This window comes from Mesorhizobium argentiipisi (SeqCode), assembly GCF_037179585.1.
In the GTDB taxonomy this organism is placed as follows: Bacteria; Pseudomonadota; Alphaproteobacteria; order Rhizobiales; family Rhizobiaceae; genus Mesorhizobium; species Mesorhizobium argentiipisi.
The window spans coordinates 93,920-107,788 of the sequence record NZ_JAPYKO010000002.1 but is presented as its reverse complement, the minus strand read 5'-3'; the positions used below and the strand labels follow the sequence as shown (position 1 = coordinate 107,788).

At 65.0% G+C, this 13,869-nt stretch carries 14 protein-coding genes and 1 pseudogene; 3 read left to right on the top strand and 12 right to left on the bottom strand.

Annotation, left to right across the window (positions count from 1 at the left end):
* Positions 1 to 163 precede the first annotated feature (163 nt).
* Positions 164 to 1,186, top strand: a complete 1,023-nt coding sequence (locus O7A05_RS03445) for an acyltransferase family protein (protein WP_337091553.1) — start codon at positions 164 to 166, stop codon at positions 1,184 to 1,186.
* On the opposite strand, the gene O7A05_RS03440 is transcribed toward O7A05_RS03445, so the two are convergent.
* The 3 genes from O7A05_RS03440 to O7A05_RS03430 all read right to left on the bottom strand — a co-directional run bounded on the left by O7A05_RS03440 (position 1,187) and on the right by O7A05_RS03430 (position 3,011).
* The gene (locus tag O7A05_RS03440; RefSeq protein ID WP_337091552.1) at positions 1,187 to 1,675 is read right to left on the bottom strand and encodes an SRPBCC family protein; all 489 of its coding nucleotides are present in this window, start codon (positions 1,673 to 1,675) and stop codon (positions 1,187 to 1,189) included.
* Positions 1,676 to 1,746: 71 nt separating this feature from the next.
* The gene (locus O7A05_RS03435; RefSeq protein WP_337091551.1) at positions 1,747 to 2,256 is read right to left on the bottom strand and encodes a GNAT family N-acetyltransferase; all 510 of its coding nucleotides are present in this window, start codon (positions 2,254 to 2,256) and stop codon (positions 1,747 to 1,749) included.
* Positions 2,256 to 3,011 (bottom strand): copper homeostasis protein CutC, encoded by a 756-nt coding sequence (locus O7A05_RS03430; protein WP_337091550.1) that lies wholly within the window; start codon positions 3,009 to 3,011, stop codon positions 2,256 to 2,258. The genes O7A05_RS03435 and O7A05_RS03430 overlap by 1 nt, the downstream gene beginning before the upstream one ends.
* A gap of 188 nt (positions 3,012 to 3,199) precedes the next feature.
* Here O7A05_RS03430 and O7A05_RS03425 point away from each other — a divergent pair.
* Positions 3,200 to 3,649, top strand: a pseudogene (locus O7A05_RS03425) (carboxymuconolactone decarboxylase family protein); the annotation flags it as partial.
* A gap of 46 nt (positions 3,650 to 3,695) precedes the next feature.
* Here O7A05_RS03425 and O7A05_RS03420 read toward each other — a convergent pair.
* The 9 genes from O7A05_RS03420 to O7A05_RS03380 form a co-directional block, all read right to left on the bottom strand.
* A complete protein-coding gene (locus O7A05_RS03420; protein ID WP_337091549.1) occupies positions 3,696 to 4,127 on the bottom strand; it encodes a cupin domain-containing protein in 432 nt (143 codons plus the stop codon).
* Between the two features lie 73 nt (positions 4,128 to 4,200).
* Positions 4,201 to 5,817, bottom strand: coding sequence for a DHA2 family efflux MFS transporter permease subunit (locus tag O7A05_RS03415; RefSeq protein ID WP_337091548.1), 1,617 nt, complete (start codon positions 5,815 to 5,817; stop codon positions 4,201 to 4,203).
* Complete coding sequence (locus tag O7A05_RS03410; protein ID WP_337091547.1) at positions 5,814 to 7,019, bottom strand: HlyD family secretion protein; 1,206 nt, start codon at positions 7,017 to 7,019, stop codon at positions 5,814 to 5,816. The genes O7A05_RS03415 and O7A05_RS03410 overlap by 4 nt, the downstream gene beginning before the upstream one ends.
* A gap of 105 nt (positions 7,020 to 7,124) precedes the next feature.
* Entirely contained in the window at positions 7,125 to 7,898 is a 774-nt protein-coding gene (locus tag O7A05_RS03405; protein ID WP_337091964.1) for an SDR family NAD(P)-dependent oxidoreductase, read from the bottom strand.
* A 5-nt stretch (positions 7,899 to 7,903) separates the two neighbouring features.
* Complete coding sequence (locus O7A05_RS03400; protein WP_337091546.1) at positions 7,904 to 9,238, bottom strand: dihydroorotase; 1,335 nt, start codon at positions 9,236 to 9,238, stop codon at positions 7,904 to 7,906.
* 3 nt (positions 9,239 to 9,241) lie between these two features.
* Positions 9,242 to 10,168, bottom strand: a complete 927-nt coding sequence (locus O7A05_RS03395) for a polysaccharide deacetylase family protein (RefSeq protein ID WP_337091963.1) — start codon at positions 10,166 to 10,168, stop codon at positions 9,242 to 9,244.
* Between the two features lie 34 nt (positions 10,169 to 10,202).
* On the bottom strand, positions 10,203 to 11,225 hold the full coding sequence (locus O7A05_RS03390; RefSeq protein ID WP_337091544.1) for an NAD-dependent epimerase/dehydratase family protein: 1,023 nt from the start codon (positions 11,223 to 11,225) through the stop codon (positions 10,203 to 10,205).
* A 30-nt stretch (positions 11,226 to 11,255) separates the two neighbouring features.
* A complete protein-coding gene (locus tag O7A05_RS03385) occupies positions 11,256 to 12,020 on the bottom strand; it encodes an SDR family NAD(P)-dependent oxidoreductase (RefSeq protein WP_337091543.1) in 765 nt (254 codons plus the stop codon).
* Complete coding sequence (locus O7A05_RS03380) at positions 12,020 to 13,207, bottom strand: MFS transporter (protein WP_337091541.1); 1,188 nt, start codon at positions 13,205 to 13,207, stop codon at positions 12,020 to 12,022. The genes O7A05_RS03385 and O7A05_RS03380 overlap by 1 nt, the downstream gene beginning before the upstream one ends.
* 294 nt (positions 13,208 to 13,501) lie before the next feature.
* On the opposite strand from O7A05_RS03380, the gene O7A05_RS03375 reads away from it, so the two are divergent.
* Positions 13,502 to 13,852, top strand: coding sequence for a RidA family protein (locus tag O7A05_RS03375; RefSeq protein ID WP_337091540.1), 351 nt, complete (start codon positions 13,502 to 13,504; stop codon positions 13,850 to 13,852).
* Positions 13,853 to 13,869 lie beyond the last annotated feature (17 nt).

The following is a 13,869-nucleotide window of genomic DNA, read 5'->3' as shown; positions in this document are numbered from 1 at the left end:
TTTCTCTGCCATAACAAAGCTTTGACCGGAAACGCCGGCCAAATCGCAGCTTCGCGCTTGCACAAAGTTATCCCGCACTGCAAAATAAATCCGGCGGGAATACCAGATGGTCCGGGACGCGGGCGACGCTTCGCATGCGGACCTTGAGTTGCGAAGGCACGGTATGACCGACATCTCCGCAGCGTCCGTTGTCCTGCCGCGGGCCGCAGCCGACAGGGAAGCCAGGGCAAGACTTGCCTATCTCGACGGCTGGCGCGGCCTGTCGATCGCCCTGGTGCTGATCGGCCATTTCTTTCCGGTCCCGGGAATCAATCTCGGCGTCCTCGGCGTCGAGTTCTTCTTCGTGCTGAGCGGCCGGCTGATGGGCGAGATCCTGTTCATCGAGCGTTTTCCGCTGAAGAAATTCTTCAAGCGCCGCTTTTCGCGCATCTATCCTGCGCTGCTTGTGTTCGTGATCGCCGCCTCGATCGGGCTTGCTGGCACCTACATCGCGTTCAAGTGGAAGGCGGCGCTGACGGCGCTGACCTTCACCTACAATTACGCCGGCATCTTCATCACTCGCGCCGGCGCGCTCGACCATATCTGGTCGCTCTGCGTCGAGGAGCATTCCTATATCCTTTTGGCGCTGATCAGCGTGGTGGTTCCCGGAAGGGCGAATGTCGTGCGTCTGCTGGTCGTGCTGGCGCTGCTGGCAATGGCCAACGGCGCCATTTCGGACGGGGTTCTCGGCATGGGCTACGAGACCACCTACTGGCGCACGGACGTGCATATCGCCTCGATCCTGCTATCGGCCGCGATCTGCCTGCTCAAGGCCGATGGGCGCCTGCCGGCTTTGCTGAAGAGCCGCCATGTGGCGCTGGCGGCCGCGGGTGCCGGCGTACTGCTGTTCAGCAACCCGATACCGACGCCTCTGCATTATACCCTCGCCGTGCCGCTTCTGGCCCTGGCGGTGAACACGCTCGACTTCGCCGGCGGCACTCTGAAAGGGCCGTTGTCATCGCGGCCGATGGTGATGCTGGGGCTGTGGTCCTATTCGCTTTATCTCTGGCAGCAGCCTTTCTACAAATTCGTCGATGAGCGCGGCAGCGCGACGACCCCGATGCTGGCGGCCGTATTCGCCTGCGCGCTCGCGAGCTACTACATCGTCGAGAAACCCGCCCGCGGCTGGCTCAACCGAAACTGGTGATCAAGCAGGTTTCGTCGCTCGTTGCGCGGCGAGGTAGCGGCGGAGCCCGGCTTCGCCGCGTGGCGTGGTCCAGCGATGGTTCCAGGCGAAGGCTGGTCTCAGAATCGGCGCCAGAAGTTTGAGGATCGGCCTCTCGACCGTGACCTGCCAGACCAGGTCGACATGGGTGCCCGTTCCGGACGGCGACAGCTCTGCCCGCCACAGCCCGTCGAAGTCGCCGAAGGTCTTGACCATCACCAGCCGGCCTGGCTCGAGCTCGGCGGCCTCTATGATGAAGTTCAGCTCATAAGGCAGCGCGCCGCGCGCTCTCGCCCTGGCGCGGGCGCCGACGACGCCCTTGCCCTTCTTGTCGAGCGGTTCGACCTCTTTATAGGCATCGCCCCACCAAAGCGGCAGAAGCTGAGCGTCCGAGAGCACGTCCCACACCTCCTGCGGCGTGCCTTCAGGGATGTCCCAGCTCTCGTCGAAGCGGAAGACATTGCTCGCCATGATGTCGCCCCCAGCAGCGGAGCGGCTATATTAGCTTCAGCTTGTTTTCCTGGCCAGCGTTGCACCGCCGCTCAGGCGGCGATGGGCTTCGCCCAATAGCGCACCGACTTCTTGCCGCCGTGGATCACCGCATCGCCGACCTCGGCGAAGCCGAGCGCTGTGTGGAAGGCGTCGGAGGCCGGATTGGGCGGATCGGCGTTGACCTCGCATGTAACGATCGTGTGGCCGGCGCGCCGGGCCTGCTCGAACAGATCCTCGTAAAGCCGTCGGGCATGGCCGCGGCCGCGGGCGTCCGCCGCTACGACGACGCGGTCGACATAGACGAAGCGCGGATAGCGCTGGCGAAACCAGAGGAAGTTCGGGCTGTCGTAGCTTGCGTCCTGGGCGAAGCATAGGATGAAGGCTTCGAGCGCGCCGATGCGGCGGGTGTAGAAAGCCTCGCCGAGCAGGAATGAAAGCCGTTCCGGCTCGAGCCAGGACAGCTCCGCCGCATGCTCGTTGTTGAGCGCGAGGATGGCGGGCTCGTCGGCGGGCGAGACGCGTTCGATCCGCAGCAATTCCTTCCTCATCGTTTGCGCCATCAGGCTCTCGCGGCCGCGATCGTCGCCGCCACCTTGGCTTGATCGGTCACCGTGTTGCGGTATTCGCGGTCGAGGTCGGTGCCGCCCATGCCGACATTCGGATTGCGGTAGCGCATGGCGCTCGGCACGTCGGCAAGTGCCGCAAAATGCATCTCGGTCAGTCCCGTGCGCCTGCGCACCTCGCCGATCGTGTCGGGCGCGAGCGCACCGCAGCCGAGAATGATGATGCGCGAGCCGGCCTGGCGAACCAGCTCAGCCAGGAGCTCCACGCCTTCAATCGCCGTATCGCGTTGGCCGCTGGTCAGCACGCGGCCGACCTTGCAGCGGATCAGGGCTTCGAGCGCCTCGGCCGGATCGCGCGTCATGTCGAAGGCGCGGTGGCAGGTGACGTTGAGCGGGCCGGCGGCCTCAACCAATGCGCTCATGCGCGCCTCGTCAATGGCGCCGTCGGCGGTCAGGCAGCCGACGACGACGCCGGCGACGCCGAGCTCGCGCAGCGCTTCGACATCGGTGAGCATCGAGCGGTATTCGGCCTCGCTGTAGAGGAAGTCGCCGCCGCGCGGGCGCACGATGACATGGAAGGGAATGGTCGCGCTTTCGAGCGCGGCGCGCACCGTGCCCATGCTCGGTGTGATGCCGCCTTCGATCAGGCTGGCGCAGAGCTCGACCCGGTCGGCACCGGCCGCCTGCGCGGCGAGCAGCCCGTCAATGCCTTCGACGCAGATTTCAATCAGGGGTCTTTGCGTGTCCGCCACCGGCTTCCATCCGTGCTTTCGATGAGATGGGCAGCCCTAGCACCGGGCGCGCCGCCGCGAAAGCCGCAACCATCGGTCCAGCCATGGAAGCCGCTTGACAATGCATAACTGCAAAGTTATGAGCTACTCATAACTGGAAAGTTATTGATTGACGCCCTGCCGGCCGCAAGAACCCGAGGAAACCGACGATGGAAGCAAGATTGAAGAACCCGGTGATGCTCATTCCCGGCGCGCTGCAGGCGCTGCTGGCGCTCGATAAGTCGACGGAAGCCGGCGACGTGCCTTACGTGACGCGCAAGCTCATTCACCTGCGCGCCAGCCAGATCAACGCCTGCGCCGTCTGCGTCGACATGCATGCGCGCGAGCTGAAGAAGGCCGGCGAGAAGGACGAGCGGATCTTTGCCGTGTCGGCATGGCGGGAGACGCCGTACTTCAACGAAGCCGAACGCGCCGCGCTCGCGGCGACGGAAGCCGCGACGCGCCTGGCCGATCGTTCCGACGCGGTGCCGGACGACGTCTGGGACGAGGCCGCGCGCCATTATGATGACAAGGCGCTCGCCGCCCTGGTGATCCAGATCGCGCTGATCAATGCGTTCAACCGCCTGAATACCACCACGCGGCAACCGGTGGGCGCCTGGGGTGAATCGAGAGGAGGACGCCCGCTTCGAAGCGCGCGTCTTGCCGCTACTGCTTCAGGATCGTGTTCTTGGCGCCTTGCTCGACCTGGTCGATCACCAGAAGCTTGACCGGATCAGCGCCGATATTGGTGGCCTGATGCCACTGGCCGATCATCTCGATGATGAAGTCGCCGGTCTTGTAGGTATTGCTGGCGCCGGTCTCGACATTGGTGACCTTGAGCGTGCCTTGCTCGACATAGGCGTAGCGCGGGAAGGGGTGCTTGTGCACGGGCAGCGTCGCGCCCGGCGCGATCTGATAGGATGAGACTTGCACCTCGACGTTCTTCTGCGGCAGCGTGATCGGCTGGCCGGACGCGGTGGTCGTCTTCGACGCCAGAGGCGTGACGACGACCGGCGTGTTGCTGCTGTCCAAGGCGTTGGCAGCAGTCGCATAGATGGTGGCTATCGCCAGCAGTGCCGATGTCGTGATGTTGCGCATGGTCCCCTCCAAGATTCCCGCACCATCGCCCGACCGACATTGACGCACAAGCATCCTTTTGCAAGCGGTTCTGTCACACGGCGGGGCTGTCCTGCTGTTTGGCTGGCCCGGGCTTCGGCGGCCTGAGCAACAGGGCGAACGGCACGAGCACTGCCGTGGCTATCGCGCAATAGAAGAAGACATCGATATAAGCGAGCAGCGAAGCCTGGCGGCCGATCTCCTGGCCGATCCAACCCACAGCCTGTTGCCTGGCCTCGGCCAGCGGCGAGCCTTCGGCGACGAAATGGTCCGTCACCTGGCGAAGCGTCTGCTGATAGGTGTCGCTCGATTGCGCCGTGTGGCCGACCAGCACCGACTGGTGGAACTGGGCGTTCTGGGCAATTACCGTGTTGGACAGAGACACGCCGATGCTGCCGCCGACGTTGCGCGCGACGTTGATCAGAGAGGACGCCTGATCGGTCTTCTGCGGCGGCAGGCCGACATAGGCGGCGGTCGAGATCGGGATGAACAGGAACGGCAGGCCGATCATCATATAGACGCGCGCATAGGCGAAGAAACCGAAGCTGGCGTCGGGCGTCAGCGAGGTCGTGTGCCAGAGCGCGACCGCGACCACCGACATGCCTAACATGATGAGATAGCGCGGCTGAACGACACCGGCGGCAAAGCCCGAAATCGGCATCAGCATGAGCATGGCGATGCCGCCCGGCATCATCGACAGGCCGGAAAGGGTGGCGGTGTAGTCGAAGGTCGTCTGCTGCAGCTGCGGCAAAAGCTGCGTGGTGCTGAAGAGCACCGCCCCCACCGCCATCATGACGAGGAACGACATGCCGAACTGCCGGCTGAAAAGCAGGCGGATGTCGACGATCGGTTCGCGCCTTGTCCACTCCCACGGAACAAGCAGCAGGAACGACACCGCGGAGATCACGGCGAAAGTGGTGATGAAGGTCGAGGCGAACCAGTCGTTGCGCTGGCCTTCGTCGAGAAAGACTTCGAGGCAGCCGAGCGCCATCGCCACCAGGATGAAGCCGATCCAGTCGACCTTCAGCCCCTTGCTCAACCGTTCCCGGCGCTCGCGTTCGAGAATGTCGGGCTCGATCACCAGCCATTGCACTAGCGCCAGCGACATGATGCCGAACGGCACGTTGATGAAGAAGATCCAGTGCCAGGAGAAATTGTCGGTGAGCCAGCCGCCGATGGTCGGCCCCACAGTCGGCGCGACGATCACGGCAATGCCGTAAAGCGCAAAGGCCTGGGAGCGTTTCTCAGGCGGAAATGTGTCGGCAAGGATCGATTGTTCGCTCGGGGCCATGCCGCCGCCGCCGAGCCCCTGCAGGATGCGGAAGGCGATCAGCGTCGGCAGATTGGGCGCCAGCCCGCACAGCAACGATGCCAGCGTGAAGGTCGCCACGCAGATCATATAATAGCGCTTGCGGCCGATGACGCTGGCCAGCCAGCCGCTGACCGGAATGATGATGGAGTTGGCGACGAGATAGGTGGTGATCACCCATGTGCTCTCGTCCATGCCGGCGGCGAGGCTACCCGCGATGTTGCGCAGCGCGACATTGGCGATCGAGGTGTCGAGCACCAGCATGAAGGTTGCGATCGAGACGACGATCGCGATCAGCCAGGGGTTGCGCCCGCCGGCGGCGGAGCGGCTTTCGCTGCCCTGGGCTGTTGCGGCATCGCTCATCGTACCTTGACCGTCGGCACCACCGACATTCCGGGACCGAGATAGACGCCGGGCGGCTGGTCGAACACGATCTTGACCGGCACGCGCTGCACCACCTTGACGAAATTGCCGGTGGCGTTTTCGGCTGGAAGCAGGCTGAACGCCGTGCCGCTGCCGGCCTGGACGCTGTCGACATGGCCATGGAATGTCTTTTCCGGATAGGCGTCGATGGCGATGTCGACGGGCTGGCCAGGCCGCATCAGGTCGAGCTGCGTCTCCTTGAAATTGGCCTTCACCCAGACGTCGTTGGGCACAAACATCATCAGCACCTGGCCGGGTTGCGCATAGGTGCCTTTTGCCGCCGTGATATTGGTGGCATGGCCGGCGAGGGGCGCCCGGATGGTCGTGCGGGTGAGGGTGGTCTTAGCCTGGTTCTCGGTGGCCCCGGCCTGCTGAAGCTTGGCTTCGGCGCTCTTGCCCTGAGCCTGCAGCACCGCCACCTGGCTTTTCGCCGCCTCGGCATTGGCATTGGCCGCGTCCAGCGCCGCCTGGTCCTGGCGCAAGGTCGAAGCGGCCTGCTGCGCCTGTTGTTGCGTCGCCGTGCCCTTGGCCAGGAGCTCACGGTTGCGCTGGTCCTCGGATTTGGCGAGTTCGAGCGCCGCCTGTGCCTGCGCCACCTGCTTTTCGGCGGCATCGATCTTGGCGTTCTGTGCCTGTGTCTGGGCCTGGACGTTGGCGATCTCGGCCTGCGCCGCCACCACGCCGGCTTCCGCCTGTTTGAGCGAGGCCTGATAGTCGCTGTCGTCAATGCGCAGAAGCACGGCGCCGGCCTCGACCGGCTGGTTGTCGGTGACGGCGACTTCGGTGATGCGCCCGGAAATCTCCGCAGCGACCGTCACCGTGCGGGCATCGATATAGGCGTCGTCGGTCCATTCATACTGCCGCGCGTTGATCCACCAGATGACCACGGCCGCGATGACCAACAGAACAAGGACAGCGACGACCACCGTTATGTAGGGATGGCGTCTGATGAGGCCGGGTCTGTAGTCGTCCGGCGGACTGTCATTCGCCTGCGTGTCTTGTGCCCGCTCGTCGTCGCCGCGCTTGTCTTCGACGGGTCTGTCGTCGCCTGGCGGGCGTTGCTGCTGATCGGACCGGGGCTGGGCCCGCACTTCTTCGGCGGGAGCGGTTTCGCGCTCTTTTCTGTCAGTTTTCGCATCCAAGGCAACGGATCCCAGACATCGTCGACCCCCTGGCAGCAGGGTCAACGGGTGGTTTCCGCAAAGGTTCCTGTCCCGAATGCCGGGCGGCGGCCCGGCCGATAGTCGTCAGCCCGCCATCCAGCCGCCATCCACCATCAGGTTTATGCCGGTGACGTAGCTCGCCATGTCGCTGGCGAGAAACAGCGCCGCGCCCGCCACGTCATTAGGATGCCCGAGCCGCGGCCAGGGTGTGCGGCGGCGCGAATAGTCGAGCGCGTCTGGGTCGTTGGCAACGCCCGGCTTGCCGGTGATGATCTTGCCCGGAGCGATGGCGTTGCAGACGATCAGGTCGTCGGCGTGGTCGACGGCGATCTGGCGCGTCATCTGCACGATGCCGCCCTTGCTCACGGAGTAGGGAAAATCGCCGGGACAGGCGACCATGCCGTGCTGCGAGGAGATGTTGATGATGCGGCCGCGCACCTCGTTGCCCGGCGCCTGGGTCAGCATCTGCGTGACGGCGCGTTTGTTGCAGTAGAAGAAACCGGTCAGGTTGACGCCGATTACGCGGTTCCACTGTTCCGGCGTGGTCTCGATTAGGTTGGTGCTGGTGTAGATCGCGGCATTGTTGACCATCACATCTAGCCGCCCGAAGCGATTGACGGTTTCGCCGACAAGCGCGTCGACGGCATTCCAGTCGGAGATGTCGGTCCTGACGTAAATGGCGGTGCCGCCGGCCGAACGGATCATGTCGACGGTGGTTTGGCCGCCCTCGATCGGCTGCCCCATCATGTCGGCGACGACAATGTTGGCGCCTTCGGCTGCGAATTTCAGCGCGATGGCGCGGCCGATGCCGGAACTCGCTCCGGTGACGATGGCGGTCTTGTTGGCGAGCAGGGCCATGATGTTCATCTCTCCCGGGTGACGATCTTCCCTTGCGCTGGGCCGACCAGCCGCCCGTCGAGTACGATTTCGCGACCGCGCAGGAATACGTTTGTCAGCCGCCCTTTCACCGTCCAGCCATCGAAAGGCGTGTAACCCGCTCGGGAAACCTGATCGGCATTGGCGATGATGCTGGAGCGACGCGGGTCGAGGATGAGCAGATCGGCGTCGTACCCGGCGGCAATGCGGCCTTTGCGCCGGCCGAGCCCGAAGCGCTCGGCCGGATTGCGGGAGCACATACGCACCAGGTCGGGCAAGGCGATGAGCCCCTCGTCGACCAGCCTCAGCATGGTGGGAAGCAGCGTCTGCAATCCCGGCATGCCGCCCGGGATGTCGGCGAAAGCAGTATAAGTCGCCGCCTTTTCGGCCGGCGCGTGCGGGGCGTGATCGGTGCCGACGATGTCGATCAGGCCCGCGCCCAGCGCGGCGCGCAGCGCATCGACATCGTGCGGCGAGCGCAAGGGCGGCGAGGCTTTCAGGTTGGCGCCTTGCGTTTCGTAATAATCGGCGGTGAAGAACAGATTCTGCGGCGTGGTCTCGACACTGGCGTCGGCGATGCCGCGCAGCCGGCTCCAGGTCTCGACGCCCAGTTCGGAATTGATCTGGCGGACATGAATCTTTGCTTCGGTCGAGGCGGCGGCGACAAGGGCGCGCGCGATGCCGTTGGCTTCCGCCAGCGGCGGCCGGCTGCCCAGGAAGGCGGCGATGCTGCCCGAGCGATCGCGCTCAGAGCTGCCGGTCAGGATCGACTGGTCGCCGGGCGAGATGCCGATCAGCGTATCGGCGCCGGCGAACGTTTTCAGCGCCTCCGCAACGGCATCGAGCGTTGCGAATAGGAAGGTGTCCGGCACGTCGGCGGTGAACAATTCGAACGACACCGGCGCGAGGTCAAGCAGGTGGGGGATGAGCGACAGGTCGCGGCTGAGGACGGCCTGGAGCCCGACATCGACATGGATGCGGTTTCCGGCCAGGGCCATTTTGTCCGCGAGTTGTTCAGCCGTCGCGGTCCAAGGTTCGTCGGTTGGCATGTCGAGCACCGTCGTCACGCCGCCGAGCGCTGCCGCGTGGGTGCCGGAGGAAAAATCCTCCTTATGGGTCAGGCCGGGGTCGCGCAGATGCGCATGCGCATCGACAAGGCCGGGCAGCACGAAACTGCCAGAGGCGTGGACGACCGTGCTGGCTTCGGCGGCTTCGCCGGGCGCGATAATTGCGGCGATCTTGCCCGCAGCAATGCCGATATCGCCGCGGCTTAGCCCGTCGGCGTTCGCCAGTGTTCCACCACGGATCAGCGTGTCGAACATCGCTCAGCCGCGCTGCTCGAAGCGGGCGTGGTTGGCGTGCCAGAAGCGGGCGATGTCCTCGCGGCGCATGAAGGCGGCGCCGTCGCTTTGCTGGACATGCTCGATCACCTCGCGCAGGCCAGACGCCCGGTTGGGCTGGCCCGTCCAGCGGGCGTGAATGCCGATGGTCAGCATGCGGCCGCCGGTCTCGTCGGCTTCGGAGAGCATATAGTCGATGGCCGCGCGACAGTCCTCGGCAAAGTCGCGCGGATTGCCGTAGCCGGGCGCGACGAGATAGCGGCTGTCGTTGAGCGTCTTGGAGTAGGGAACGACCAGGATCTCCGTGCCCCGGTGGTCGAGGAAATAGGGCAGGTCGTCATTGCAGGGATCGGAGTGGTAGAGGAAACCGCCCTCCTCGACGAGAAGGTCGCGCGTGTTGACGCTCGGCAGCGAACGGCAGTTCCAGCCCAACGGGCGCTTTCCCAGCAGCTTTTCGTAAAGCGCGATCGCCTCGTGCAGCTGGCGCTCTTCCTCGCCGCGCTCCATGGTCGTGTAGTCGATCCAGCGCAGGCCGTGGCCGAGCAGGTCGTGGCGGCGGCTCTTCATCCACTCGACGAAGGGCAGGTTGCGCTCCAGCGCCACGGCGGAGGCCGAGATGGTGACGGGGATGTCGTACCGGTCGAACAGCCTTGCCAGCCGCCAGACGCCGGCGCGGCTGCCATATTCGAAATGCGTCTCGGTACCGAGATCGCGCACGGGCGGGCTCGAGGTGAGATTATACTCGCCCCAATTGTCGTTGCGGCCGTCTTCCAGCCAGTTGTACTCCGACCCTTCCTCGTAGTTGAGCACGAGGTTGACGGTGAGCCTGACGCCGCCCGGCCAGACGACGAAGGGCGGATGCGGGCCATAGCCGACAAAGTCACGCGGCTGCTGCGCTTCCTGCGGATCGATCGGTATATCTCGTCCTCCTTCGGCTTGGTTTGGCTCAGCTTTCGTTGCCGGCAATCCAGTCCATGTAGGCGTGGAACGCTTCCTTGCCGGGACGCGGCCGCCATGCGGTGTCGCGCATAATGCGGGCGATGTCATAGGCGCCCCACATGCCGCCTTTCAGCGCCACATCCTGGACGATGTTGGCGTCTTCTCCTGATGTCACCTCGGCCTTCAGCCCCGGCACGCGTTCTTTTGCCCAGCCGATGATCTCGCCGATGGTCTGGCTGGAGCCGGAGCCGATATTGTAGTGGCGGTAGTTGAGGCGCGGCGCATCGATCAGCGCGAGGATCGCGGCGGCAACGTCGGTCGAGGAGACATAGTCGCCGACGGGCTCCAGGCTGTTCGGCCTGATCGTCTCGCCGGCCAAGGCCATATGCGCGACGCGGTTGGGAACATGGCGAAAGTTGCGGCTCTCGGTGGCGCGGTCCATCGGGCCGTAGACGGAAGCGAGCCGCACCGAGACCGCCGACAGCCCGAACAGGTCGGCATAGCGGTTGGTGACCATCTCGGAGGCGAATTTCGAGATGCCGTAGAGCGTCAGCGGCGCGACATAGCCGTCTTCCGGCAGCGGCTCGCTGCCCCAGTCGGGTCCGTTGTGGCGATAGACGGAACCGGAACTGACATAGATGAAGCGCTTGAGGCCCGCTCTCGCGCGCGCCCAGTCCAGCATCCGCACCGTGCCCATGAGATTGACGTCAACGATGCGGGCCGGGTCCTCGGCTTCCGGCTGGCGCTTTGCCTCCGAGGCGCTGCCGCGCGAGATCGGCGTGATCGTCGCGCCGTGGACGATTGCCGTGATGCCTTGCTTGTCGAGCGTCGCAGACCATGCCTTCGGCTCGAGGACATCGGCGGCGATCACCGTGAGCCGATCGCGCACCGGAGCGAAATGCTTTTCGGCGGCCGCGTCGAGGCCGGACCGGTCGAGGATCACGGCACGGGCCTGCGGGGCACGGTCCAGCCATGCGCGCGCGACCACGCTCATGACAAAGCCGGTGCCGCCTGTGACGAGCAGGGTCATGGGAACTCCTTCGGAAGTGAGGTTTCGGGCTCAGCGCGTCGCATAGCCGCCATCCACGAGCATGTCGGATCCGGTGACGAAGGACGCGTCGGAGGAAAGCAGGAAAGCCGCCGCTGCGGCGATCTCGTCGGGCTCAGCGATGCGGCCGAGCAGATGGGCAGGGCCGAGACCGGCATTGGCCGCCTCGAAATCGGCAAACCGGCGCAGCAAGCGCGTCGTCGCCACGGCGCCTGGCGAGAGGCTGTTGACGCGGATCTTGTCGGCTGCGTGGTCGACGGCCATTGCGTTGGCGAGGTGGATCAGGCCGGCCTTGGCGGCGCAATAGGCGACGGCCCTGGTTGTGGCGACGCGCCCGAATTGCGAGCCGATGAAGACGATCGAGCCGCCACCGCCGGCGGCGATCAGCGGCACGGCGAATTTGCTCATCAGGAAGGCGCCGGTCAGGCCGACATCGATCTCGTGCCGCCAGGCGCTCTCGTCGAGATCGACGACGGTGGCGCTGGTCGACGGCGCGGCCGCATTGTGCACCAGCCCGTCGAGCCGGCCGAATTCCTGCCGGGCGAAGTCGACGGCCGCTTCGGCGGAGGGAGCCGCCGTCACGTCGCATCGGCACGCGGCGGCGGCAGGGCCGAGTGCTTCGGCAAGCTCGCTCGCCGGCTTGAGATCATAATCCGCGCAGACGACGCTTGCGCCTTCGGCGATGCAGCGGCGGGCGATTGCCGCGCCGATGCCGCTGGCAGCGCCGGCGATCAGGATGACGTTGCCTTCGAGGCGGTTCGTTGCTGCATTCGCCATCAGGCGCGCTCCTCGACTGCCTGCATCGCCGGCGCGACGACCGGCCGGCGCAGGAGATTGTAGCAGGCAGCTATCGTCACCAGCACGGCGCCGCCGCCCAGAAGCAGGAACATGGCCGGCGCGCCCATATGCTGCATCAAGCCGGCCGAAATGCCGGGCGTCGCGACATTGCCGATCGAATAGAGCAGGAGCAGGGTGCCGGAAGCGCCGACCATGTGCCGGCTGTGCAATTGCGAGGCGCCGAAGGCCATCGCCACAGGATAGACGGTCAGCGCCGTGCAGCCATAGACGAAGAACAGCACGAAGAGCAATGGCACCGAAAAATTGCCGAGCCAGGCGATCGCAGCGCAGAGCGCGACCGACAGGATGCCCTGGACAAGCAATATGATGCGCCGCTCAAACCTGTCCGACAGCCAGCCGACGGGCGTTTGCGCCAGCATGCCGGCGATGCTGACGGTCGTGACCAGCCCGACCGTCGTTGCCGCCGACAGGCCTATCTGCGTCCCGTAGATCGGCGTCAGCACGAAGATGTTCATGTTGGTGATGCCGCCCTGGAAGATCGCCACGACCGTGACCGGCGCCAGCCGGAACAGCGCCAAGGGGCCGAGGCGCTTGACCGGCCTTGCTGAACTCGCGTGTTCCGGATCGGCGGCCGGCAGCGCCGGCCAGCGTCCGCCGATGAATTTGGAAACCAGCGCCAGCAGCACTGTCGCGGCGGCGACCAGGAACAGATGTGACGATTGCGGGCCAACCATGCCGACCAGGACTTGTCCCAGCAGCACGGCGACGGCCGTCGTCAACATGTAGATCGAAAACAGCGCGCCGCGATTGTGCTGCTCGGCGTAGAGGTTGATCCAGCTTTCGCAGACCACGAACAACGACGCCATCGCCAAGCCGCCGAGCAGGCGGAAGTAGATCCAGCTCGGCAGGAAGTCGGTGAAGACAAAGCCGGAGGCCGCCAGCAGCGCCAGCACCAGGATCGCGACGAAGGTTCGCTCGTGTCCGTATTGCGCGACAGCCGGGCGCGTGACCAGGCATCCGACGAGGAAGCCCACGGGATAGGCCGTCAACACGATCTGCACGACTTGAGGAGAAATGCCGGGCTTGCCGAGATGCAGCGACACGGCGGTGGTCAGCATGGCGCTGCCGATACAAGCGAGGCATATGCCGATCATGATCGGCAGCATGGCGCGGGAGCGCTCTGCATTGTGCCAAAGCCTCATCGCGGATTGAGCGATCGACCTCATGAATGCGGCTACGGCGGCTCCCTGGCGGCACCGTTGACCGACGGCAGCCCGAGCGGAAGCTACACTTTGCGGTGATTGCCACAAACGAAGATTGACGCGGCTATGGCTTCAATTTTTTTGGCCATGCCGGCTAAGGAAAGCGGCGTCTCGGCGCGCGGCGGCCTTTACAGCGGTTTTGCACCCTCCTTACCATAGGCAAAAGCAAGAAGTTGAGAACCAGCGGAAGGGAACAGCATGACGATCGAACGCCTGGAAAACGGACAGCGCTTCTGCCGGGTGCTCCGCTACAACAGCACCGTCTATGTGGCCGGCCTGACCGCGGATGATCTTTCCGGCGACACCACCAGCCAGACCAAGCAAATCCTCGCCAAGATCGACGCGCTTCTGGCCAAGGCCGGCAGCGACAAGTCGAAGCTCTTGAGCGCGCAGATCTGGCTGAGGGACATCGCCGATTTCGAGATGATGAATACGGCCTGGGATGCCTGGATCGACAGGAGCGCCATGCCGGTGCGTGCCACGGTGGAAGCCCGGCTTGCCGGCGACCAGTATCGCGTCGAGATCATGGTGACGGCGGCCGCCGGCTGAGCCGGCCGGCGGGGGTA